This is a genomic window from Glycomyces luteolus (genome assembly GCF_027622875.1).
Lineage (GTDB): Bacteria > Actinomycetota > Actinomycetes > Mycobacteriales > Micromonosporaceae > Glycomyces > Glycomyces luteolus.
In genome coordinates this window covers 217,467-240,903 of sequence record NZ_JAPZVP010000003.1, presented here as the reverse complement: position 1 = coordinate 240,903, position 23,437 = coordinate 217,467, and the positions used below count along the sequence as shown (strand labels likewise).

At 71.2% G+C, this 23,437-nt stretch carries 22 protein-coding genes; 13 read left to right on the top strand and 9 right to left on the bottom strand.

Annotated elements, in window-relative coordinates; translation table 11 throughout:
• Window positions 1–13: 13 nt before the first annotated feature.
• Window positions 14–346, bottom strand: coding sequence for a hypothetical protein (locus tag O1R50_RS05025; protein WP_270108795.1), 333 nt, complete (start codon window positions 344–346; stop codon window positions 14–16).
• A 254-nt stretch (window positions 347–600) separates the two neighbouring features.
• Between O1R50_RS05025 and O1R50_RS05020 the strand changes: the two genes are divergently transcribed.
• The 8 genes from O1R50_RS05020 (at window position 601) to O1R50_RS04985 (ending at window position 10,183) form a co-directional block, all read left to right on the top strand.
• Window positions 601–951, top strand: a complete 351-nt coding sequence (locus O1R50_RS05020; protein ID WP_270108794.1) for a hypothetical protein — start codon at window positions 601–603, stop codon at window positions 949–951.
• 15 nt (window positions 952–966) lie between these two features.
• Window positions 967–1,269, top strand: a complete 303-nt coding sequence (locus O1R50_RS05015) for a WXG100 family type VII secretion target (RefSeq protein ID WP_270108793.1) — start codon at window positions 967–969, stop codon at window positions 1,267–1,269.
• Complete coding sequence (locus tag O1R50_RS05010) at window positions 1,266–1,616, top strand: hypothetical protein (protein WP_270108792.1); 351 nt, start codon at window positions 1,266–1,268, stop codon at window positions 1,614–1,616. Before O1R50_RS05015 ends, O1R50_RS05010 begins: the two co-directional genes overlap by 4 nt.
• 32 nt (window positions 1,617–1,648) lie before the next feature.
• Entirely contained in the window at window positions 1,649–2,980 is a 1,332-nt protein-coding gene (gene eccD / locus O1R50_RS05005) for a type VII secretion integral membrane protein EccD (protein ID WP_270108791.1), read from the top strand.
• Between the two features lies 1 nt (window position 2,981).
• Window positions 2,982–6,938, top strand: coding sequence for a type VII secretion protein EccCa (eccCa, locus tag O1R50_RS05000; RefSeq protein WP_270108790.1), 3,957 nt, complete (start codon window positions 2,982–2,984; stop codon window positions 6,936–6,938).
• Between the two features lie 165 nt (window positions 6,939–7,103).
• Complete coding sequence (locus O1R50_RS04995; protein WP_270108789.1) at window positions 7,104–8,558, top strand: metallophosphoesterase; 1,455 nt, start codon at window positions 7,104–7,106, stop codon at window positions 8,556–8,558.
• A gap of 35 nt (window positions 8,559–8,593) precedes the next feature.
• Complete coding sequence (locus O1R50_RS04990) at window positions 8,594–9,295, top strand: alpha/beta fold hydrolase (protein ID WP_270108788.1); 702 nt, start codon at window positions 8,594–8,596, stop codon at window positions 9,293–9,295.
• Between the two features lie 78 nt (window positions 9,296–9,373).
• A complete protein-coding gene (locus tag O1R50_RS04985) occupies window positions 9,374–10,183 on the top strand; it encodes an isocitrate lyase/PEP mutase family protein (RefSeq protein WP_270108787.1) in 810 nt (269 codons plus the stop codon).
• Between the two features lie 461 nt (window positions 10,184–10,644).
• Here the strand turns inward: O1R50_RS04985 and O1R50_RS04980 are convergent, their stop codons facing one another.
• A complete protein-coding gene (locus tag O1R50_RS04980) occupies window positions 10,645–11,289 on the bottom strand; it encodes a TetR/AcrR family transcriptional regulator (protein WP_270108786.1) in 645 nt (214 codons plus the stop codon).
• A 62-nt stretch (window positions 11,290–11,351) separates the two neighbouring features.
• Between O1R50_RS04980 and O1R50_RS04975 the strand changes: the two genes are divergently transcribed.
• Window positions 11,352–12,575 carry an MFS transporter gene (locus tag O1R50_RS04975; RefSeq protein WP_270108785.1) on the top strand — a complete coding sequence of 408 codons (1,224 nt, stop codon included), beginning with the start codon at window positions 11,352–11,354 and terminating at the stop codon, window positions 12,573–12,575.
• Window positions 12,576–12,651: 76 nt separating this feature from the next.
• Window positions 12,652–13,542, top strand: coding sequence for an NHL repeat-containing protein (locus O1R50_RS04970; protein ID WP_270108784.1), 891 nt, complete (start codon window positions 12,652–12,654; stop codon window positions 13,540–13,542).
• A 10-nt stretch (window positions 13,543–13,552) separates the two neighbouring features.
• Here O1R50_RS04970 and O1R50_RS04965 read toward each other — a convergent pair whose 3' ends face one another.
• Window positions 13,553–14,110 (bottom strand): CGNR zinc finger domain-containing protein, encoded by a 558-nt coding sequence (locus O1R50_RS04965; RefSeq protein WP_270108783.1) that lies wholly within the window; start codon window positions 14,108–14,110, stop codon window positions 13,553–13,555.
• Window positions 14,111–14,195: 85 nt separating this feature from the next.
• Between O1R50_RS04965 and O1R50_RS04960 the strand changes: the two genes are divergently transcribed.
• The gene (locus tag O1R50_RS04960; protein ID WP_270108782.1) at window positions 14,196–15,062 is read left to right on the top strand and encodes an alpha/beta fold hydrolase; all 867 of its coding nucleotides are present in this window, start codon (window positions 14,196–14,198) and stop codon (window positions 15,060–15,062) included.
• Between the two features lie 29 nt (window positions 15,063–15,091).
• On the opposite strand, the gene O1R50_RS04955 is transcribed toward O1R50_RS04960, so the two are convergent.
• Both O1R50_RS04955 and O1R50_RS04950 read right to left on the bottom strand, forming a co-directional pair.
• Window positions 15,092–15,538, bottom strand: coding sequence for a PaaI family thioesterase (locus tag O1R50_RS04955; RefSeq protein ID WP_270108781.1), 447 nt, complete (start codon window positions 15,536–15,538; stop codon window positions 15,092–15,094).
• Between the two features lie 80 nt (window positions 15,539–15,618).
• Window positions 15,619–16,170: a TetR/AcrR family transcriptional regulator gene (locus tag O1R50_RS04950; protein ID WP_270108780.1), complete on the bottom strand. Its 552-nt coding sequence runs from the start codon at window positions 16,168–16,170 to the stop codon at window positions 15,619–15,621.
• A gap of 62 nt (window positions 16,171–16,232) precedes the next feature.
• Between O1R50_RS04950 and O1R50_RS04945 the strand changes: the two genes are divergently transcribed.
• On the top strand, window positions 16,233–17,201 hold the full coding sequence (locus O1R50_RS04945; protein WP_270108779.1) for an alpha/beta hydrolase: 969 nt from the start codon (window positions 16,233–16,235) through the stop codon (window positions 17,199–17,201).
• Window positions 17,202–17,262: 61 nt separating this feature from the next.
• Here O1R50_RS04945 and O1R50_RS04940 read toward each other — a convergent pair whose 3' ends face one another.
• Entirely contained in the window at window positions 17,263–18,552 is a 1,290-nt protein-coding gene (locus O1R50_RS04940) for an extracellular catalytic domain type 1 short-chain-length polyhydroxyalkanoate depolymerase (RefSeq protein WP_270108778.1), read from the bottom strand.
• A 244-nt stretch (window positions 18,553–18,796) separates the two neighbouring features.
• Window positions 18,797–19,432: a LysE family translocator gene (locus O1R50_RS04935; protein WP_270108777.1), complete on the bottom strand. Its 636-nt coding sequence runs from the start codon at window positions 19,430–19,432 to the stop codon at window positions 18,797–18,799.
• Window positions 19,433–19,752: 320 nt separating this feature from the next.
• On the opposite strand from O1R50_RS04935, the gene O1R50_RS04930 reads away from it, so the two are divergent.
• A complete protein-coding gene (locus tag O1R50_RS04930) occupies window positions 19,753–21,579 on the top strand; it encodes a hypothetical protein (RefSeq protein ID WP_270108776.1) in 1,827 nt (608 codons plus the stop codon).
• A 61-nt stretch (window positions 21,580–21,640) separates the two neighbouring features.
• On the opposite strand, the gene O1R50_RS04925 is transcribed toward O1R50_RS04930, so the two are convergent.
• Window positions 21,641–22,183 (bottom strand): hypothetical protein, encoded by a 543-nt coding sequence (locus O1R50_RS04925; RefSeq protein ID WP_270108775.1) that lies wholly within the window; start codon window positions 22,181–22,183, stop codon window positions 21,641–21,643.
• Window positions 22,184–22,332: 149 nt separating this feature from the next.
• A complete protein-coding gene (locus O1R50_RS04920) occupies window positions 22,333–23,160 on the bottom strand; it encodes an SAM-dependent methyltransferase (protein WP_270108774.1) in 828 nt (275 codons plus the stop codon).
• Window positions 23,161–23,437: the final 277 nt, after the last annotated feature.

Genomic DNA, 23,437 nt, shown 5'->3' with positions numbered 1-23,437 from the left:
TCCTTCGAGCGGATCAGACCAGGTTGATGCCGGGGGCGCTGGGCTTCGGCGCCTCCACGCCTTGCAGCCCCGCGTTCGCGGCGTCGGTGCCGACGCCGTCGCCGACGGTGAGGTGGGTGGTGGTGCCGACGCTCGCGCCGTGCTCGGCGGTCTTCGCGAGGTCGGTGGCCCAGGTCGCGCCGAACTCGTCGTAGCCGGTCATGACCTCGGTCTCCCCGGCGGCGGTCGTGCATTTGTCGACGATGCTCCGCAGCTCGCCCTCCAGCGAGCCGAACGACTCCGCCGAGGCGATGGTCTGGCCGCCTTTGAAGTTGGCCTGGCCGGGGTTCATGCCGATGCGGTCCATTGGTCCTCCAGGGGGGTGCGGACTCTTGGCTGGGGTCAGCGTACCGAGAATCAATGAGGATTGGAATAACATCAGGTGAACTGTCTCCGTTGCGCCCCAACGGAAGTGAAGCAAGTTGATCAAGTGGTGCGATGATGCCGAAGCAGTCCAGAGTGGTGGACGCGGCCCTTTACTTTCACTTCACCGCCGTGTCAACATGAACCGATACGCTCCCCCCGCACGGGCCATCCACAGCTCCCTAGGAGGCACCCCACATGGCCGGAATCGGAACGGAATTCGGGCTCTCCGTAGCCAACGCACTCACCACCAGCGCCAACAACCACGGCATCTCCGTCGAGAGCCTCACCGGCGACCTGCAGGCCCTCATCAACGAGATGGAGGCCGACGTCGACGCCCAGCAGGGCGAGGCGCTCGCCGCCTTCCAGCGTGCCAAGGCCGCGTTCGTCGAGTCCTACAACAACATGGCCGAGAAGTACGGCATCAGCGCCCTCGCGCAGGGCGAGACCAGCAACGACGGCTTCGGCACGGACGACATGAACGTCGGCGGCTACACCGGCGCCGAAGGCAACCTGCCCGGCATCAAGCCGATCACGATCCAGATCTAGAAGGGACACTCCACTATGCCTGGTTCAGGATTCGAGCTCTACGGCAACGTCGGCAACCTCCAAGACCTCGCCGGCGTCCAGCACACCTACCGCGGCCGCTTCGAAGCCATCCTCGGCGAGATCAAAAGCCACGTCAGCACCGTCCAAGGCCAATGGGTCGGCGCCGGCACCGACGGCTTCGGCACCTTCAACACCACCTCCGAAGCCGAGTTCACGGAGATCCAGGCGGCCTTCAACAAGCTCGCCTCGGCCACCGACGACTCCGCGACCAACTGGTCCGGCACCATGACCCGCATCAACTCCCGGTGGGGCGGGTGACCTCGGAGGCACCCCAGGCCCCGGCGAGACCCGCCGAACCCGGCACCGACCTCGCCCCGATGGCCATGCGGCGCACCGGCCAAAGCGAGCGCTACGTGCTCCAGGCCGCCGCCCTGCGCCGACGCCAGCTCCGCGCCGCCGTCCTCTACGGCTCCGCGCGGAGCTGGCGCCAGCGCCAACCCCTATGGCCCGCCGCCCTCATCGGCGCCATCGCAGTCGCCCTCGTCGTCGCCGCCTTCGCCGTCGCCAACGCCTTCGAGAAACAGCAACAGCGCGAAGCCGAAGAAGAAGCCGAACGCAACGCCCTCAGCACGCCCCCCGCCGCCGTGCAAGTCCACACCCCCTGAATCCGCACCTGAACCTCCCGAAAAGGCTTGCCTTGCCCGGTCGATACAGCACCGTCACCGTCGTCGGCCCCCGCGCCACCCGCGACCTCGCGCTCCCCGACGACCTCCCCATCGCCGAACTCCTCCCGCAACTCCTGCGGCACACCGGACCCGAGGAACCCGACGAAGACGGCACCGGCTGGGCACTGTCCACCATCGACGGCACCACCTTCACACCCGCCGAAACCCTCGCCGCACGAGCCGTCCCCGACGGCGGCGTACTCCTCCTCCACGACGCCACCGCCGCCGCCCTCCCCGACACCGTCGAAGACGTCCGCGACGCCGTCGAAGACGCCGTCGACGCCAGCGGCGCCCGCTGGGACCCCGCCACCGGCCGCCTCCTCGCCGTCGCCACCGCCGGACTCCTCATCGCCGCCGCCGCATTCAGCCCCGGCACCGACCAAGCCATCCTCCTCACCGGCGGCCTCATCAGCCTCCTCGCCGTCCTCATGTCCTGGTGGTCCGCCCGCCAGCACGACCTCATGACCCACCTCGCCCTCACCGGCGGCGCCCTCTGGGCCGGACGCGCCGGCTACAGCGCCGTCGACGTCCTCGCCCCCGACGGCACCGCCCACCCCGCCACCCAACTCATCGGCGCGGGCATCGCCGCACTCGCCCTCATCGTCGCCGCCCGCGCCGGAGCCCGCCTCGCCACCGCCTACGCCGTCGGCACCGCCAGCGCACTCGCCCTCACCGCCCTCGCATGGGCACTCTGGGCCCACACCGGACTCAGCCCCACCCGAGCCCAAAGCCTCACCATCCTCATCGGACTCTTCGCGATCGCCCTCATACCCCGCCTCGCCATGGCCTCCGCCGGACTCTTCACCCTCGACCGCGACGTCCGCGCCGGCGAACCCACCACCGACCTGCACCTCGCACGCCGCCTCGAAGCCACCGACGCCCGCCTCACCGGCGCCATCTGCGGCCTCGCCGCCACCACCGCCGCAGCCGCCACCCTCCTCGCCGCCAAGCCCGACACCTGGGCCGCCCTCATGGGCACCGGCGCCGCACTCGCACTCCTCACCCGCTCCCGGATCTTCGACCTCGTCCGCCACGTCGCCCCACTCCGCCTCACCGGCATGACCGCACTCGCGTGGGCCGCATGGCAATGGATCGACCAGTCCGAACCCCTCCTGGCCTGGCTCCCGGCGCTGGCGGTCCTGGCCGGGCTCGCGTACGTGTCCGTGGCCTCGGTGTCCCGTTCGGCGGTCTCGGCCGCCTGGTGGCGGCGGGTCGTGGCCGTCGCGGAGACGATCCTGGTGGCGTGCATGATCGTCCTGGCCGGGCACCTCGCGGGCCTCTACGCGATGGTCGCCGGGATCTGACATGGGCACCGACGTCGTCCGCCGCCCCGCGCGCCGCCCCGCCACCGAGGTCTCGACCGAGCCGATCACGCTCGCTTCGCCTCCGGCCCTGGGCGATCCGCCATCGGCCGCGATGGGCGCGCCGATGCTCATGATGCCGCTCATGTCCGGATCGGGCGCGATGATCATGGTCCTGTCGAACCTCCAGCGGCCGCTGTACGCCACGGCGGGCCTGCTCATGCTCGTCGCCAGCGTCGCCATGGGCATCGTGCTGTTCGCCGCGATGCGCTCGGGCCCCAGGCGGAAGCTCCGGCAGGAGCGCGAACGCTACCTCGACTACCTCGAGGACGCCCGGCACACCATCCGCGAAGCGGTGAAGGCCCAGCGCGACCACGCGGCCCGCCGCCACCCGCACCCCGGACTGCTGCTCGGCCTCGCGTGCGACCCGGGCCGCCGGTGGGAGCGGCGGGCCACCGACACCGACCTGCTGACCGTCCGATGCGGACTCGCGGCGGTGCCGCTCAGCCGGTCCCTGTCGCTGAAACTCGACGAGCAGAGCCCGCTCACCGTCTACGACCCGGTATGCCAGTCGGGCGCCGAGGAACTGGTGGACCAATACGCGCGCCTCGCCGACCAGCCGCTCACCCTCGACCTCGCCGAGATCGGCGACACCGCGATCGTCGGCGACTACGCGCACACGCGGGCCGCCGCCCAGGCGATGCTCGCCCAACTCGCGGTCCTGGTCGCCCCCGAGGACCTCCGCGTGGCGATCGTCGCCCACCCCTCCGTCGCTCCCGAGTGGACGAAGCTCTCATGGCTGCCGCACCTCCTCGCCGACCCCTCGGACAGCGAGGCCCCCGTCCCGCTCATCTGCCCCACCACCATCGAACTCACCGAGATCCTCGCCGAGGACCTCGCCGTCCGGGCCGCCGAACTGCGCCGCAGGCGCGGCGGCCCGCCCGGCCCCGGCTCGCGCCGCCTGCTCGTCATCGTCGACGGCGAGCACCAAGTGTCCCTGCCGGGCTTGATGAACGACTTCGAAGCGCCGCAACTGCTCGGCGTGCACCTCTGGACCCTCGTCGCCGAACAGCGCCAAGAACCCGAGCACACCGCCGCACGCATCAAAGCGGACGAAGCTACCGTCGCGGTCACCCGCATCGAACGCACCGAAGGCAGCATCGCCGAAACCACCGCCACCGGCACGCCCGACCGCCTCGACCCCGCCGACCTCGCCGCCATCGCGCGAGCCCTCAGCCCCTGGCGGCTCGCCCTCGACGACGTCTCCCGCGCCCTCTCCGGCGTGCACGGCCTCGCCGACATCCTCGGCGTCGACGACCCGGCCGAAGTGGACTGGAAACGCACCTGGGCCCCTCGCGAGGAATCCGCGCTGCTGCGCGTCCCGTTCGCCGTCGACGCCGACGGCCGCCCCGTCGAACTCGACCTCAAGGAATCCGCGCTCGGCGGCATGGGCCCGCACGGCCTCATCGTCGGCGCCACCGGCTCCGGCAAATCCGAGGCCCTCCGCACCCTCGTCGCCGCGCTCGCCGTGCGCCACCCGCCCGAGCGACTCGCACTGCTCACCGTGGACTTCAAGGGCGGCGCCACATTCGCCGACTGCGACGCCCTCCCGCACAGCGCCGGTGCGATCACCAACCTCGCCGACGACCTCGGGCTCGTCGACCGCTTCGCCGAAGCGCTCTACGGCGAGATGAGCCGCCGCCAGCAGCTCCTCAAGGACGCCGGGAACCTCCCCAACGTCCACGCCTACGCCAAACAGCGCCAGCAGCACCCGGAGCTTGAGCCGCTGCCGCACCTGCTCGTCATCATCGACGAGTTCTCCGAGCTGCTCACCGCCAAACCCGACTTCTCGGACCTGTTCGTCGCGGTCGGCCGGATCGGACGCTCCATCGGCGTGCACCTCCTGCTCGCCACGCAGCGCCTCGAATCGGCGCACCTGCGCGGACTCGAATCCCACCTGTCGTACCGGATCGGCCTGCGCACCTTCTCCGAGGCCGAGAGCCGCGAGGCCATCGGCGTGCCCGACGCCTACCGGCTGCCGCCCGAACCCGGCTCCGGATACCTCAAAGTGGACACCACGATCTTCACGAGATTCAAGGCCGCCATGGTCTCCGGCAAGTACACGCCGCCGCGCGAGGAGGCCGAGCAGACACTGCCGGTGCTGCCGTGGCCGGTCCCGCCGATCGTCCACACCGTCGAAGCCCTGGCGGGCACCGCACGCGGTGCGGCGGAGCTGCCGGACGCCGAGCACAGCGTGCTGCGCGTCCTCGTCGCCTCCCTCGCCGACGCGACGAACACCGAAGGCGTCGACCGCGTCCGCCCCGTCTGGCTCCCGCCCCTCCCCGAAGCATTGCCGCTCAACGCGATCAGCCCCGACGCGGCCGCGCTCGACGGCACCGTCAAGGCCGTGCTCGGCCTCCTCGACCACCCCCGCGAGCAGCGCCAGGGCCCGCTCGAATGGGACCTCTCGGGAGCCGACGCCAACCTCGTCGTGCTCGGCGCCCCCGGCTCCGGCAAGTCCACGCTCCTGCGCACCCTCGTCTCGGGCCTCGCCCTGCGCTACCCGCCGAACGCGCTGGCCGCCTACGTCATCGACTACGGCGGCGGCGCGCTCGGCGGGCTCGCCGCGCTCCCGCACGTCGCCGTCGCCGCCGGACGGGCCGAACCCGAACTCGTCGCCCGCACCCTCGCCGAAGTCCGCTCGCTCCTCGACTCCCGTGAAACCCTGATGCGCGGCAAGGCCATCGACTCGGCCGCCGGTCTGCGCCGCGCCGCAGCCGAAGGCGCCGTCGACGTCCCGGGCGACCTCGTGCTCGTGATCGACGGCTGGGGCGGCCTCACCGAGGCCAACGAAGACGCGAACGACCTGCTCACGGAGATCGCCTCCCGCGGCCCCGCGCTCGGCGTGCACGTCGTGCTCACCGCCGTGAACTCCACGCAGGTGCGCGCCCGCCTCGCGGCCTCGTTCTCCGGCCGCATCGAACTGCGCCTCGCCGACGCCTTCGACTCCGGCATCGACCGCAAACTCATCGAGGAACTCCCCAAGGAAGTGCCCGGCCGAGTCCTCACCTCCGACAAGCGCTTCGGGCACATCGCCCTGCCTCGCATCGACGACCGAGACTCCATTGAGGACCTCGCCGAGGCCTTCGCCGACCTCGCCGACGAAGTCCGGCGCCGCTGGCCCGGACCCGGCGTCGCCGCCGTCAAAGCACTCCCGGTCGACGTGGCGCTGCACGAACTCGTCCCGCCCGCCGCGTCCCCCACCGGCGACCCGTACGCGCTCGCGCCCGTCGTCGGCGTCGCCGAAAGCGATCTCGCCCCGGCAGTGATCGACTTCAAGACCGACCCCCACCTGGTCGTCTTCGGCGACACCCAGACCGGCAAGACCACGCTCCTGCGCGGCATCATGCGGCAGATCGTGCGGCGGCCCGGCACCGAAGCGGGGATCTTCCTCGTCGACTACCGCCGCTCGCACCTCGAGGAGGTCCCCGAGGACCACCTCATCACCTACTGCAACACCGCCGCCCACGCCGCCCAGAACGCCGCCGAGCTCGCCGAGGCCCTCAAGAAGCGCCTGCCCGGCCCCGACGTCACGCCCCAGCAGCTGCGCGACCGCGACTGGTGGACCGGCCCCGAGGTCTTCGTCGTCGTCGACGACTACGACCTCGTCGTCACCACCGCCGGCAACCCCTTGGCGCCCTTGACCGAACTCGCCCCCCACGGCGCCGACCTCGGCCTTCACCTCATCCTCGCCCGCCGCACCGGCGGCGCCAGCCGCGCCGTCTACGAACCGCTGCTGCGCCAGCTCTGCGACATGTCCAGCCCCGGCCTCCTCTTCTCCGGCGACCGCCTCGAAGGCCGCCTCATCAACGGCACCGCCAGCCGCCAGCTCCCGCAGGGAAGGGCCCTCCTCGCCCGCCGAGGCCAGAACCCCGACCTCGTCCAGATCGCCAGGCCCTGACCGCGACCCGAACGCCACCACCGCAACACGCACCGAGAGGCGACCCGCCGCCCGCCCGCGCCGACCCGCGCGAGCTAGCATCGCTGCGGCGACTGCAACCGAAGGAGACAGGCACATGGGACGCACAGCGGCAGTGATCGGCGGCGGCGCCGCAGTCGGCCGCTGATGGCCTTCGCCTGGTTCGTCGTCCGCCTCCTCGCCGTCACGGTCGGCTTCGCCGCACTGCACTACTACCTGTGGTGGCGGCTCTTCCGCGACACGACGAAGCCGCGCTCGGCGTGGCGCCCGATCGGGGCGGTCGTACTCGGCGTCCTGACGGTGCTCGGACTGCTCGCGCGGATGTTCGCGCCGTCCGAGGCGCCGATGCGGCTCCAGGAACTCGTGGGCTGGCCGGGCTGGATCTGGTTCGGGATCTTCATGTACCTGTTCGGTCTGCTCGTCGTGGGAGAGGCGCTGCGGTTCGTCCTCATCCGCCGGTCCCGCCGAAACATGTCCGAGGCCGAGATCGCCGCCGACCGCGCGGACGGGTTCTGGCACCACCTCCGCTCGATCCTCATCAGGCTCAGACTGCGGCGGCGACCGGCGGCCCCGCTTGCCGCCGCGGCACCAGCCGCCGCACCGCCCTCCGACTCGACACCAGCCGCTACGCCATCCGCCGCTGCGGTGCCTTTGCCCGCGGCATCTGAGCGCATCCCGAACACCGACCCCAGCAATACGTCACACGCCACCACCCCAAGCGGCGAAACCGAAGTCATCAACCCCGGTACCACATCACATGGCACCGGTCAGACCCGACGACGAGTCATGTCCCGCGCCATCGGGCTCAGCGCCTCGGCGCTCGCCGTCGCCACGGTCGGCCACGGCCTGTACGAGGGCTACCGGACGCCGCCGCTCAAACCCGTCACGGTCGACCTGGCCCGCCTCCCACCGCGATTCGACGGCTACCGGATCGCCGTCGTCGGCGACACGCACTTCTCCGCGATCCGCGGCCGCGAGTACTGCCGGCGCGTGGTCGACCAGATCAACCGGGCCCAAGCCGACCTCATCGCGTTCGTCGGCGACCTCGCCAGCAACGAGGCCGACCAGGTCCGGGACGCGACCGACCCGCTCGCGAGACTCCAAGCGCGCGACGGGGCCTACTTCGTCTCGGGGAACGCCGAGCACTATGTGGGCGCCGACGAATGGTACGACCGCGTGGCCGAACTCGGCATGATCGGACTCCCGAACACACGCGTCGAACTGGCGGGCTTCGACCTGGCGGGCGTCAACGACCTCATCGTCGAGCAGCGCCACATCGCGGACGAGACCGGCCCCGACTTCGAAGCGGCCCTTGGCGACCGCGATCCCGATCGCCCGGTGATCCTGATGGCCCACCAGCCGAACGCGGTCGAGCGGATCGCCGGGTACGGCGTGGACCTCCAGCTCTCCGGCCACACCCACGGCGGGCAGATGTGGCCCGTCCACTACGCGTCGCTCATCCGCAGCGGGCAGCTCTCCGGCCTTGAGCAGCATGGGGACACGCAGGTGTACGTGACGAACGGCGCGGGCACGAACGGCCCCCCGATCCGGGTCGGCGCGGACGCCGACATCACGGTGATGACCCTGCGAGCGGCGAACTAGCCGCCGCTGTCGGACCCTGCCGTTATCGTCGGGCGATGGACATCATCCTCATTCCCGGTTTCTGGCTCGACGCGTCCTCGTGGAGCGAGATCACGCCCGCGCTCGAGAAGGCCGGGCACCGAACCCATCCGCTCACGCTGCCCGGCTTGGAGTCCCGCGACGCCGACCGCAGCGGGATCGGCCGCCGCGATCACGTCGACGCGGTGGTCGCCGCCGTCGACGCGCTCGACGGCCCGGTCGTGCTCGTGGGCCACTCCGCCGGCGGCGCGATCGCGCACGCGGTCGCCGACGCCCGGCCCGACCGCATCGCCCGGGTCGTCTATGTCGACTCCGCGCCGCTCGGCCCCGGCGGGGCCGTCAACGACGAGCTCCCGGTGGTCGACGGCGAGATCCCGCTGCCGGACTGGAACGTGTTCGAGGACGAAGACCTGGTCGACCTCGACGACGACCTGCGCGAGGCCTTCCGCGCCAAGGCCATCCCGACCCCGCGGGGCGCCGCGTTCGACAAGCAGGTGCTCGGCGACGAGCGCCGCTTCGACGTCCCGATCACCCTCATCTGCTGCGAGTTCAGCAGCGCCATGGTCCGCGCTTGGATCGAGCAGGGCGTGCCGTTCGTGAGGGAACTCGCCGCGATCAAGGACATCGCGTACATCGACCTGCCGACCGGCCACTGGCCGCAGTTCACCAAGCCGACCGAGCTCGCCGACGCGATCGTCTCGGCCGTCGGTCACGCCTGAGCAGAGCCGACCTGCGGATCGATGGTGATGTCGCTTAGTGGCCAGCCACGAGGCGACATCGCTGCTTTCATTGTCGACATGACGAACCAGACCGCCGCCCGCTTCCGCTCCCTCCACACCACCCCGGCCCTGCGCCTCCCGAACTGCTGGGACGCCGCCAGCGCGGCGGTCATCGCCGCCGCCGGCGCGCCCGCGATCGCCACGACGAGCGCCGGGATCGCATGGAGCCTCGGCCGTCCCGACGGCGACGCGCTCGACCGCGACGCTGCCGTAGAAGCGATCGCGCGGATCGTGCGCGTCGTGGACGTGCCGGTGACCGCTGACATCGAGTCCGGGTTCGGTGCCACGCCGAAGGAGGTCGCCGCGACGCTCGCTGCGGTGGCCGAGGCGGGCGCCGTGGGTGTGAACATCGAGGACACCACGGCGGAGGCCCCCGGGTCGCTGCGCGAGCTCGCCGATCAGATGGAGCGCCTGGGCGCGGCCCGGGAGGGCGCCGGGCCGGACCTGTTCATCAACGCGCGCATCGACATGTACCTCGCCGGTATCGGCGAGGAGTCCGAGCGCTTCGACGCGACCGTGGCCCGCGCCGAGGCCTATGCCGAGGCCGGTGCCGACGGCATCTTCGTGCCGGGCGTGACCGATCCGGCCGTGATCGCCGCGCTGGTGCAGGCGATCCGCTTGCCACTCAATGTGATGGCCGGACCGGGTGCGCTCGCGCCCTCGGAGCTGGAGCGCCTGGGCGTGGCGAGGATCAGCCTGGGCCCGGGTCTGGCGACGGCCGCTTACGAACTGGCCCGCAAGGCGGCGGTCGGGTTCCTTGAAGACGGTTCGTACGAAGCGATCGAGGGCGGCATCGGCTACGGCACGATGAACGATCTCCTCGCCTGACCACGGGTCGCAGCTGTCAGCTCCGCCCGGCTGTTCGCGGAGGCTGGCCCGATTTCCTCGTCGCCAGTCGCGAAGGCCGGTCCGCTCGGCCGCTCTCGGGGGCCGGCCTGATCGCCTCGCGTGTGCGCGAGAGGCCCGGCTCGCCTGGCCGTTCACGAAGGCATGAGCGCCAGTCGCGAAGGGCAGCTCGGTGGCTCGCTGGGCGGCTTCTCTCGGCTGCGGCTGTGAGCCGGCGAGTGCCGCCCGCATTTCCATGGAGGAGGCGGCTCCTGCGGCGGCCGCGCGCGGGGGGCTTCCCGCGCGCGGCCTCGGTATGGCGACGTTCGCGAATCCCCTTTGTCGCCGCCATCCCGCGGGAGCCGGATGGTTTTTTGTATCAAGGCTGACACGTGCGGTAGTCGAGTCGCAACAGGAAGTTTTCTGCCTGTGGATAACTTTGTGCGCTGAGCCGTTACCGCTCGTCAGTCCTTCGTTTCGGCTGCCGCCGCCTGGTCCTCCGGTCGCAGTGCCGCGCTTGCGAACGAGAGCACGTGTGCGCGCATGAGCTCGGGGTCCTCGCTCGTGTCGGCGCCCATGATGAGGCGCGCGAGTTGCGGGACGACGCTCGGCCAGGCCGCGAGTCCGATGAGGATGAACAGCGTGGGGGCGGCCTGGAGCCGTCCCTGCGCCGCGCCGAGCGACTGCTCCAGCGCACCTACCTTCTCCCGGTACCGCGCCCGCCGGTCCTCCTCGCCCGGCAGCGGTTCGGACCGGTAGTGCAGCGCCTCCCAGAGCAGCAGCCGGAGCAGCTGCGGGTGGAGGCGGTGGAACTCGTGCACCCGGTCCACGTACTCGACGAGGTCCTCGCCGGGCGTGAGCGGCACGGCCTCCGCGAGTTCGTCGAGCGCGTCGTTGATGACGGCGTCGAAGAGCCCTTCCTTGCTGCCGAAGTACCCGTAGACCCGCTCGCGGTTGACGCCGGACCGCACGGCGATGTCGGAGATGCGGGTGTGGGCGAGTCCCTGCTCGGCGAACACCTCCCGGGCGGCGTGGAGGAGTTTCTCGCGGGTCGTCATCGTTGACGTCTGGGCGGTCTCGTCTGGTTTACGAAGGTCTGGATCCGACATGCAGGCAATAATACTCCAACTCTGATGTTGACCAACAAACGAGTTGGTGGTCTAATGGGGCCATGAGGCAGGAAGCCCCGATCCGATCCGCGCCGCCGGGCGACGGCGCTGCGACGCATTGGGTCCCGACCGGACGCACGATCGTTCCGCTCGCCGCGTCGGCGGTCTGCATCGTCGGCCAGCTCTACGTCGTCATCCCGCTCCTCGGCGAACTCGCCTCAGGCTGGAGCGCGGGCACCGCCCGAACCGCCTGGATGGTCACCGCGTTCGGCTTCGCCTACGCGACCGGGCTCCTGTTCTCCGGCCCCGCCGCCGACCGCTTCGGCCGCCGCCGCGTGCTCCTCACCGGGCTCGTCGCCGCCGCCCTCGCCACTGCCGCCGTCGGCCTCGCCGACGGCCTCACCGCCGGACTGGCCCTCCGAGTCGTCCAGGGCTTCACCTCCGCGTTCTTCACCCCGGCAGCCCTCGCCTACGTCGCCGAGCGCATCGCACCGCCGCGGCGCGCGATCGCGCTCACCGCAATGACCAGCGGCTTCATCGGCTCTGCGATCATCGCCCAGGTCGCGGCGACCGTGCTGCTGCCCGCGTTCGGCTGGCAGGCCCCGTTCTTCGGCGGGGCGGCCGCCCTGCTGGCGCTCGCGGTCATCCTGTGGTTCGTGCTCGAACCCGACCCGGAACGCCAGGGCGGCAAGCGGATCAGCCCGGTGGGCGCCATGGCGGCGCTCCTTCGCCGCCGTGACACGATCCTGCTCTACCTCGCCACGGCCACCGTCCTCTCCTCGTTCGTCGCGGTCTACACAGGACTCGAAACGGTCGGTCCCGAAGGCCTGTCCGGCCACCCCGCCGAGATGCTCGCCCTGCGCGCCTCGGCGCTGCCCGCCTTCCTCGCCGCGCCCTGGATCGCGGGACGCCTGCGGCATGTTCCCGCGGCCGCCCGTGTGGTCGGGGCCCTCGCCACCGCTGCCGCCGGGGCGCTCCTCACCGCCGCCGTCTCCGGGTTCGGCATGTGGGCGATCGCGTTGAGCCTGTTCGTATTCGTCAGCGGCATCGGGCTCTCGGCCCCGGGACTCATCGAAGCGGTCGGCGAGGTCGCGGGCCAGGCCCGGGCCGCGGCCACCGCCCTCTACACGTTCGTCCTGTTCGTGGGCGCGAGCCTCGGGCCGCAGTTCGCTGCCGCCGCGGACGGCGCGGGCTTCATCGGCGTCTGCGCCGCGGCCGGGGCGCTGCTCGCCGCAGGGACACTGACCGCCTTTGCGGCGCAACGCATCAGGAACCGCCTGGCCTGAGCGACATGGTCGCGGGCCATCCAATACCGACGCACTCAAGCAACGTCCAATCGAACCATTATGGAGTGAGAAGACCATGCGCGCGAACCCACAGCAGCCCAACGAAGCGAACGCGGCGAACGGCGGGCGGGCCCGCCGTCTCCTCGTCGTCCCGGCGATGGCGGCGATCGTGGCCGCGACAGCCTGCACCCCAACCGAAACGGAGGCGACCGGCACCGACTCGGGCGCAGGCTCGATGCAAGGGCCAGGGGAAGCCGTCTGGGACGGCCTCTCCTCGCCGGTGGGGATGGCCTACGACGCCGACGGCGCCCTGTACATCGCGAACTGGTCCGGCGGCACCATCGAGCGGTTCACCGAAGACGGCGAGCGCAGCACCTTCGCCAGCGACCTCGACGGCCCCTCCGGCCTGGCGATCGACGCCGAAGGCGTGGTCTACGCCGCCTCGTACGGCGGCGACGTGGTCTGGCGCTTCAGCGAGGACGGCGAGCCCGAGGTCTTCGTCGAGGGCCTCGCGACGCCCGCCGGGCTGTCGTTCAACGCCGCGGGCGAACTGCTGATCGCCAACCGCCAGGCCGACGAGATCCTCGCGGCCGACGCCGAAGGCCAGACGCGCGTGGTCGCGACCGGACTGCAGACCCCGGTCGGCGCCGTCGAACTCGACAACGGCGACCTCATGGTCAGCAACATCAACGGCGGCGTCTCCCTCGTCTCCGGCGGCACCGAGGCCGAGCACGTCAACACCGAGCTCTCCAGCCCCGGACCCGGCATCGCCCCCGCGGGCGGGGGCGCGGTGTACGTCGTCGACTACGGAGGCTCGACTGTGGACATGATCGAACCGGACGGCACCCGCACCACCGTCGCCGACGGCTTCGACAGCCCCACCGGGATCACCGTGGCGCCCGACGGCCGACTCGCCGTATGCGACTGGGGGACGAGCTCGGTCTACCTCATCGACGCGGTCCACTGAGGCCCGTGCCTCAGCGTTCCGCCTTGCGGCGTTCGTAATAGCGGGCGACGCGGACGCGGTTGCCGCAGCGTTCGGGGGAGCACCACTGGCGGCGCGGATGCGCCGGCACGAAGAGCAGCACGCAGTCCTCGGCGCCGCACCGGCGCAGCTTCGCCACGGCCGGGTCGGTGAGCAGGTCGACCGCCGCCTGGGCGAGGTCGGCGGCGAGCCGTTCGGCCGCAGCGCCTTCGCGCCGCACGCTCGCCGCCACCGCCGTGCCGTCCCACGCGAGCCGCACGCGCCCGGGCGCGGCGTTCACCGCCGCCGCTAGGCCCCGCAGGCTCGACTCCGGCGGGCGCCGCCCCTCGGCCAGAGCGCCGAACGCGGCCGCCGCGTGCTCGCGCACCGACCGCACCGCCTGCAGTGCAGCGCGATCGGCGTCCCCGTCGAACCCCGGCAGCCGGTCGGCCTCGAGCGCCAGCCACGCGCCCAGCGCGTCCGTGTCCTCGAGCAGGTCCCCTTCCGCGGTCACGGTGTTCACCAGATCAATGGCCAGGGGCTCGCCGACCAGTGGTGTCGTCGCGTTCATAACCCTAATGCTACATCGAATCAGATATGCATTAGCATGATGTCTCGAAGCTAATGGAACATCAAGCAGAGAAAGCGTGTGAACGATGAACCGACTCCCCTTGGTCCGCCACGGCCGCATCGACATCGACGGCGTCGAAGTCCACTACCGCGAATCCGTTCCCGACCGCGCCGACGCCCCCGTCCTGCTCCTCCTGCACGGCTTCCCGACCGCCTCGCACCAGTTCCGGCGCCTCATCGACGCCCTCGGCGCCGACCACCGCCTCATCGCCCCCGACTACCCCGGGTTCGGCCAGACCACCGCCCCCGACGACTTCACCTACACCTTCGACCGCCTCGCCGACATCGTCGAAGGCTTCGTCGACCGGCTCGACCTGCACCGCTTCGCCATGTACCTCTTCGACTTCGGCGCCCCCGTCGGCCTCCGCCTCGCCGAACGGCGGCCCGAGTCGATCACCGGCCTCGTCGTCCAGAACGGCAACGCCTACGCCGACGGCCTCTCCGAGGCCGCGCGGAGCTTCATCGCGCTCGCCCCCGAGCAGACCGGCGCCGAAGGCCAGATCCGCGACCTGCTCACCCTGGAGGGCACCAGGTTCCAGTACGAGACCGGCGCGCCCGACCCCTCGCTGATCGCGCCCGAGAGCTGGATGCTCGACCAGCACTACCTCGACCTGCCCGGCCGCAAGGAGGCCCAGGTCGCGCTGGCGTTCGACTACAAGTCGAATGTGGATCGATATGACGGCTGGCAGGCGTGGCTGCGCAAGCACCGGCCGACGACCCTCGTCGTCTGGGGCACCGGCGACCCGTTCTTCACCGAAGCGGGCGCCCGCGCCTACCTGCGCGACCTGCCGGAGGCCGAACTGCACCTGCTCGAGGCCGGGCACTTCACCCTCGAGACGCACCTGGACGTCATCGCCCCGCTCATCGGGGACTTCATGGAACGACTGCGCTGAACGCCTGGATGATTGCGGCGGTTGCGGCTTCAGTCCTGCGGCGCGTCCCGGATCAGGCAGGTGAGGCGCGCGGTGCAGACGCGTTTGCCGTGCTCGTCGCTGACGACGATCTCGTACGTCGCGGTCGACCGTCCACGGTGGATCGGCGTGGCGACGCCGGTGACCGTGCCCGAGCGGACCGCCCGGTGGTGGGTCACGTTGAGGTCCACGCCCACCGAGATCTTCCCGGGCCCGGCGTGCAGCATCGACCCGACCGACCCGAGCGTCTCGGCCAGGACCGCCGAGGCCCCGCCGTGGAGCAGTCCGTACGGCTGCCGGTTCCCCTCGACCGCCATCTGCGCCACCACCCGCTCCGGGGCGGCCTCGAGCACCTCGATCCCCATGCGGTCGCCCAGCTCGCCGGCGGAGAACAGCTTGTCGAGGTCCATGCCCGCACCGGCGAACCGGTCGCGGACCTCAGGGGGAAACTCGGTCATCTCAGGCGGCTCCGTTCATGTCCTGCACGGCGTTGTGCGCGCGGTGAGGCCAGTCTAGGGTTTCGCGCGTGCCGATGCGCTCAGCGGAAGACGCCGAGCACCATCGCGATCAGCGCCTCGACGTCGTCCTCGGCCATCGGCTCCCCCGAGATCCCCATGCGGTGGAGCAGCGTGCCGATGATGACGTCGATGACGAACCGGACGCGCTGCTCGGACTCGCCGAGCGCGTACTGCAGGACCCGCAGGTAGGGCGCCTGCAACTCGGTCGACAGGATCTCGCGCAGCCCCGGATCGCTGACCGCGTCGGTGAACACGCCCGCGAACGCCGCGCCCACACCGGCCTCGGCGATCTTCGCCGCCCCCCAGCGGATCGCGGTGGTCAGGAGCTCCTCGCGGTCCTCGCTCACGACCGGCGCGGGGCCGAACACGTCCACGAGGCACGCGGTGATCAGCGCGCCCTTCGACGGCCAGCGCCGGTACAGCGTCGTCTTCGCCACGCCCGCCGCGACCGCGATCCGGTCCATGGTCGCGCCCGCGTACCCGAACTCGTGCACCGAGCGGAGCGTCGCGGCGAACACGTCGGCGTTGAGGTCCGAGCGGGGTCGACCGGCCGGGGAAGTGGATGCCTGCACGGGATCAGGCTATCCCGTCGATTACGCTACCGGAAGTAGCGTAATTAAACCGGGAGGACACCATGACCACCAAAGCCCCGATCGGCGCCCGCCTGCTCCTCAAGGACCGACCCGACTGGGAATCCGTGACCGCCGACGAGGTCATCGCCGGTCGCGCCAAGCTCGTCCGCCTGCTCCGCTCACCGGCCATGCGCATCGTCGCCGGCCTGCCCGACCGCCGCGCCGGCATCGAGGAGCGCACCGTCGAACTGCCCGGCCGCCGACTCACCCTGCGCGTCCACCGCCCCAAAGGCCCCCACGAACGGCTCCCGCTCGTCCTCTCCTTCCACGGCGGCGGCTTCATCACCGGCACCGCCGCCCAGAACGACTGGCTCAACAGCCGTCTCGCGGCCCGGCTCCCCGCCGTCGTGGTCGCCGTCGAATACCGGCTCGCCCCCGAGCACCCGCTCCCCGCGCCCGTCGAGGACGCCTGCGACACGCTCGACCTGCTCGCCGGCGACCCCTCCGGCTGGGGCATCGACCCCGCCAGGATCGCCGTCGTCGGCGAGAGCGCCGGAGGCGCCCTCGCCGCGCTGCTCGCGCTGCGCTCCCGCGAGACCGGCCCGGCCGTCAGCGCCCAAGTCCTCGTCTACGCGGCCCTGGACTGGACCGCGACCATGACCGACCACCCCTCGGTCGCCCGCAACATCGGCCGGCCAGGGCTCTCGGCAGGTGAACTGCGCCTCGCCCGCCGCATCGCCCTCCCCGCCGGGTTCGATCCGGACCTCGTGTCCCCCTTGGCGACCGCGGACCTGCACGGCCTTCCGCCCGCGCTGGCGGTCGCGGGGGAGCTCGACCCCGTGTACGACCACGGGCGCGAATACGTCGAGCGGCTGCGCGACGCCGGGAACGACGCCCGCTTCACCGCCTACCCGAATGCGGTGCACAAGTTCATCAGCATCCCCGGCGTCGTCCCGGCCGCTCGGCCCGCTCGCCGCGAGATCCTCGAATTCCTGGGCGCCCGCCTGCGGGCGGGCGCGGCGGCCCGGTAGGCCGACGGGGCCGCGATCGCCTGAGCGACCGCGGCCCCGTTCCTTCGGTGGGGTAAGGGGATCACGCGGGTGTGCACGTCACGGCCGGGGTGGCGGCCGTTCCGGTGCCGATGAAGCCCCAGGTGGAGGTGCGGGTCTGGCCCGCGGCGACCGAGCCGTTCCAGCCCACGTCCTCGGCCGTCACCGAAGCGCCCGAACTGGTCACGCCCGCGTTCCACGAACTGGAGATCGTCTGCCCGCTCGGCCAGGTCCACTTGAGCGTCCAGCCGGTGATCGCGGCGCTGCCCGCCGTCACGTCCACATTGGCCTGCCAACCCGAGTTCCAGGTGCTGACCACCTTGATGACCGCCGAGCACCCGCCCGCCGGGCCGCCCGTGGGGCTCGTGGTCGGGTCCGTCGGGCCGGTCGTCGGCGAGGTGGTCGGGTCGACCGGCTTGTCGATGCCGAAGAACTCGAGCGCCTTGGCCGCCATGCCGTTCGCCATCAGGTTGTGGCCGACGCCCTGGAGGCTGATCGCCTCGACCTGGGCCTGCGCGCCGGTGCCGCCGTAGCGGGTCCGGTTCCAGTTCGCCTGCGGCGTGTCGGAGAGCTCGGGCGCCTGGTCGGTGCCGTTGACGTTCGTCCACTGGTCGATCTGCTCTTGGAAGTTCTGGTAGAACAGCACGTCGTCGTTGGTGCCGTGCCAGATCTGCATGCGCGGCCACGGGCCGGTGTAGCCGGGGTTGGTGGTTCGGACCTCGTCGCCCCACTGCTGCGGGGTGCGGTTGATCCGGCCCTGCGAGCACTCCGAGTTCCACTCGGAGCCGTTGGTGGTCCGGAAGCAGGTGTAGGGGACGCCGGAGAACGCCGCGCCCGCTTCGAAGACCTCGGGGTAGACGCCGAGCATCACGTTGGTCATCATCGCGCCGGAGGAGATGCCGGTGGAGAAGATCCGGTCGGTGTCGACGTTGTGCTCGCGGATCGTCCAGTCCATCATGGACTTGATGCCGAGCGAGTCGGATCCGGTGCCGCTCAAGGAGGCCGCTGATGCGACGTCCCAGCACTTGCTCGAGCGCGTGACCGAGGGGTAGACCACGATGAAGCCGTACTGGTCGGCGAGGCGGGCCCATTCGGTGCCGTTGTAGAAGTCGTTGGCCGAGCCGGTGCACCAGTGGATGCCGAGGACCATGGCCGGTTCGGGGGCCACGTTGTCGGGGACGTAGAGGTACATCTCCAGGTTACTGGGGTTGCTCCCGAAGTCCGTGATCCTGGTGAGGGACGCGGCGTTGGCGGGCTGCGGGATCATGACCGCGATGAGCGCGGCCGCTGCGACGAACACTGCTGCGGCCGCGGCGATCAGGCTTCTTCGCATACGGGGGAGGGAGATGGCTGACATGGGGTCCTCTCTTGACGCTGCCGGAGGCGTCGTGACGGCCCGAGCGGGCCGTGCGAGCCGTGAGATGCGGGGATCGCGGTGAGGGGTCCACACACTATATATCTATGATTATCTATATGCAAGCGCTCCCAAATGGATCCGCCACCCGAGGTCGGGCGTTTCGAATAGCGCCGCCCCCCGAATCCGAAGGGCCGCGTGCCAACGGTTCGAACGGCGTCTGTCAGGCCCGTTCCCCTGCCGCGGCGGCGATGCCGAGGCCGATGAGGGCCGTGCCGCCCGTGCGGCTGAGGATCAGCTTCGGGCGGGGGCGGCGGAGCACGTCGCGGGCGGCCGCGGCCACCAGGCCCCAGACCGTGTCGCAGGCCGCCGCGAGGGCCGCGAAGGTCGCGCCGAGCAGCAGCATCTGCACCGTGGCCGAGCCGGACCCGGTGTTGATGAACTGGGGGAGGATCGCCAGGAAGAACAGGATCGTCTTCGGGTTGAGCATCCCCACCACGAAGCCCTCCGCCATGGTCGCCAGCGCCCGCTTCGGACTCCCCGCCTCGTCCTCGGGCGCGGCCATCAGGCCCTTGCGGTCGCGCAGCGCCTTGACGCCCAGGAACACCAGGTACGCCGCGCCCGCGTACTTCACGACCGCGAACGCCAGCGCCGACTCCTGGATGAGCGCGCCGAGCCCGACGGCCGCGAGGGTCGCGGCCGCGAAGGTGCCGATCGCGTTGCCCCAGGCGGTGAGCACGGCCTGGGTGCGGCCATAGGCCAGGGCCCGGCTGACGGTGAACATGACCGACGGGCCGGGGATGAGGATCAGGATGAGCGCGGCGACGACGAAACCCAGGTATTGCGCGGTGCTTGGCATGACTCGATCCAAACACTCGGGCGTTGCGGCGGCAACCCTATTCAGGGAGCCGGGAGCCGGGAGCCGGGAGCCGGGAGCCGGGAGCCGGGAGCCGGGAGCCGGGAGCCGGGAGCCGGGAGCCGGGAGCCGGCCGTGTGCCGGTCCTCTGAGCGGTGGGCTTCCATTGGCGGGTCCGGGAAATGGCGCGTCATGCGTGACATGTGATGCATTACTGCGCTGGTAAGCGTTGCAGTTCCAGCTCCATGCCCGCTTGATTTCCGTTAGGTGACGTGGAGCATAATTCTCATGACCTCCCACCCTTTATCCATACAGGAGTGTTCATGGACCACCCGCCCCGAGCCGGCGGACCGCCCCCGTCGTCCCGTTCCGCCCCGGCCCGCATCGCCCCCCAATACCTCCCCGCCCCGAACCGCAACCCGCCCCCGCAGCCCGACGGCACCCGCACCGGCACCACCGGAGCCATCCCCCGGAACCAGCCCGCGGCCCCGCGCGAACCCGCCCCCGCAAGCACCCGAAGCACCGGTCGAACCGACCTCGACCCGCCGTATTCGACATTGCTGCAGACCCAGACCGACGCCGCCCGCGTCGTCCTCGGCCTCATCCTCCTCGCGGCGCCCGTGATCGCCGCAGTGAGCGCCTACCTCCTGCCCACGATCCGCACGATCCAGCTCAGCCGCATCGAAGGCCTCAGCGTCTTCGGCTCCGCCGAGACCATCGGGCCCGCCAACTACGACGCCGTCTTCGCCGAAGGCGCCTTCAGCGAAGGCCTCACCAGCCTCGCCGGTCCGACCGCCGCGATGATCCTCGCCGGAGCCGTCCTCGCCCCGCTCGCCGCCTGGCTCCTCCACCGGGCCGGCCCGCGCCTGCGCACCGCCGCCCGAATCGCCTGGAGCCTCACCGCCATCGCCTTCGCTCCGGCCGCGCTCTCCGTCGCCTGGCTCATCGGCCGCATCGTCTCCGAGAGCGATCGCGAAGCGAGCCTGTACGACTGGTCCGGCCTCAGCGCCGGCGTCGTGGTCGGCCTCGGGGTCCTCGCCGGACTCGCCGCCATGCGCGGCACCGGGACCGGCAGGAAGTCCGGGCTCCTCGTCACCGCCTGCCTGGCCGCGTTCGCCATCGCCGCAGCCGGACTCCAGACCTTCGCCTACAGCATCGTCAGCGGCCTGCCCAAGGACATCGAGACCCCGGTCGCCCAGATCTTCAACGGCCTCTACTCGGGCATCTCGCCAGGCCTCTCCACCGCGAAGTCGGTGCTGCTCATGGCGATCCTCGCCGCGCTCGGCGTCGGCGCCGCCCTCGTGTACATCGCCGCCCGCACCAGGATCGACGTCATCCCCGCTCCAGCCGACCAGGATCCCGACGACGACGCCAGCGACGGCGGCACCCCGGTCGACCCGGCACCGACCCGGCCCGCGGCGAACCTCCTCGGCATCGCCGCGCTGGTGCTCCTGCTCGCCGCCGTCGGCTTCTACCTGCTGCCCTGGCTCGCCCGCATGGGCGAGGACACCAGCGAAGGCGCCGACCTGTGGCTCGCGATCCGCCGCACCTGGGGGCCGCCGCTCATCACCACGGCGGTCGCGCTGCCGGTCGCCGTCCTCGGCGGTTACGCCATCGGTGCGCTGCGGCCCTTGGGGAACGCCTCGCGCTGGCTGCTGATCGTGTTCGCGCCCTGGCTCTTCATCGGCACCGGGCCCCTCGGCGCCGCGAACCTCGAAGCCGTTGCGGGCGAAGGCGAGTACATGGTCATCGGGTCGTTCCCGCCCCGGGCCTGGATCGCGATCCCGCTGCTGTTCGTCTTCACGGCCCTGTTCTGGGGTTTGGAGGACCGCCGCCGCGCCGCCCTCATGCAGGGCGCCGAACCGGGCGCGGCCCGCCTCGCCTTCCTGAACGCGGCCTGGCCCATGACCGCGCTCATGGGCCTCGCGCTGCTCCTCGTCAACGCCCAAGACCTGTTCTGGCAGCAGCTGACCTTTCAGGACATGCTGTCCTCCGGTCCGATGATCTCGGCCCTGGAGAACCTCGAACTCGAGCAGTCCGGTGTGGCCCTTGGCTTCCCGGTCCCGCTGCTGATCCTGTACGCGCTCGCCGCGATCGCCGCCGCGGTCTGGTACCTGCCGCGCCTGGCGATCAGGGTCGGGAAGGACTGACGGGAAGGACTGCGACGGGAAGGGGCCGGGGCATCCCCGGCCCCTCCGTCATGCCGCTCGCTCAGCCGCGCACGAACTCGATGTCGTGGAAGCGCCGGGCGGCCGCGTCGTAGTGCAGCCGTGCGCCTTCCATGTACCCGAACAGCGCCCCCCACTCGTCGTGGTTGGCCTCCGGGAACAGCGTCACGAGTCCGCATTCGATGTGCCCGCCGTGGCCGATGACCAGGGCGGCGTCGCCCGGACCGAGCGGCGCCATCAGGTCCGACCACTGCCGGGCGAGCGCGTGCGCGTAGTCCGATGCGGTGCTGCCGCGCCGGTTCACGAGTCGCGCGAGCCGGGTGAACGGGGCGCCGACGTCGTACGTCGCCGCCTGCGACTCCTGCAGGAATCCGTTGACGTTCGGCAGTGTGGGGAGTTCCAGGGTGACCGCGAATCCCATCGCGATCGCCGTCTCCCGGGCGCGCGGGGCGACGCTCGCGGCCACGACTTCGAAGGGCCCCATGAGGGTTCCCGACCAGCGGGCCAGCTCGACCCCCTCTTGGGAGAGGTGGACGGCCTCGTCGCCATTGCGCTTGCTGTGCCGGCGGATCTCGAGCATGGGCATTGGCGGTCTCTTCTCTTCTCGAACACGCTGCGCGGTACCAATCTACGGCGCCGCCGCTGCCGCCGCGCCTGAGGGCTTGGGCTATGACAAGACAGTCAGCGCGGTCGATATCCCGCCCATGCGACCGGCTCGCGCGGCGCGCGCCCGTGTCAGGGCTTGACCGCGATGCCGGCCATCTGCGTGCGCTCGTACGGCTCGAAGTCCTCGAACGCGGGGACCTTCCTGTCGGGCTCCTCGGGATACCAGCGCGAGACGTACTCGAGCCCGGGCGGCACCAGCGGCATGCCCTGGAAGTGCTTCTCGAGGCGTTCGATCGGCCTGATCCAGCCGTTGCCGAGCGTCTCGAGGCACCCCTGCGAGAGCCCGCGCTGCGCGGGGTCGCCGGTGTCGGGCCAGGCGGTGAGGAACAGGTGCGAGCCGGAGGCGAGCGGCTCCATGAGGGTGCCGATGATCTCGTCGGGCTTCTCGTTCTCGTGGATCTGCATGATCATGCCGACGATGACCAGGGCGATCGGCCGGTCGAAGTCGAGGTGTCCGCGCACTTCGGGATTGGCGAGGATGCCGTGCGGGTCGCGCAGGTCGGCGGTGACCACAGTGGTGGTGCGGTTGTCGGCGAGGAGCGCGCGGCCGTGGGAGAGCACCATCGGGTCGTTGTCCACGTAGACGACCCGCGTGTCCGGGTTGATCTCCTGTGCGGCCTCGTGGGTGTTCTGCTCGGTCGGCAAACCGCAGCCGATGTCGAGGATCTGGTCGATCCCGGCACTGCGCACCAGGTACTGGACGCCGCGGATGAGCGCGTCGCGGTTGAGCCGGGTGGCTTCGCGGACCTGCGGGATCCGGCGCGCGAAGACGTCGACGGCCTCGCGGTCGGCCTTGAAGTTGTTCTTGCCGCCCAGCGCGGCGTCGTAGACGCGCGCGGTGGAGGGGATTGTGGGATCGATCCCCGACGGCGACCAATGGGGAGCTGCGTCGTCCAAGACTATCCAATCAGCACTGAATGGGCAGGTGACAGGGGAGCGGGGGCGTCGCGTCGGGGCAGTCGCGCCGTACTCGGCGCCGAAGCGCGCGAGCGGTCCCTCGCCGGTACGGGACGTCGCTCCAGACTAGCCCATGGGGGAGTCGAACACGAGCGTGCGCGCACCGGCCGTGGCGACCGGTTCGGGCCCGCCACACTGCGGATACGCTCCCCGCCGGGGTGAGGAACGGGGCGCCCGGCAACCGGGCACCCCGTTCTGGACTTGTTTATATGAGGCG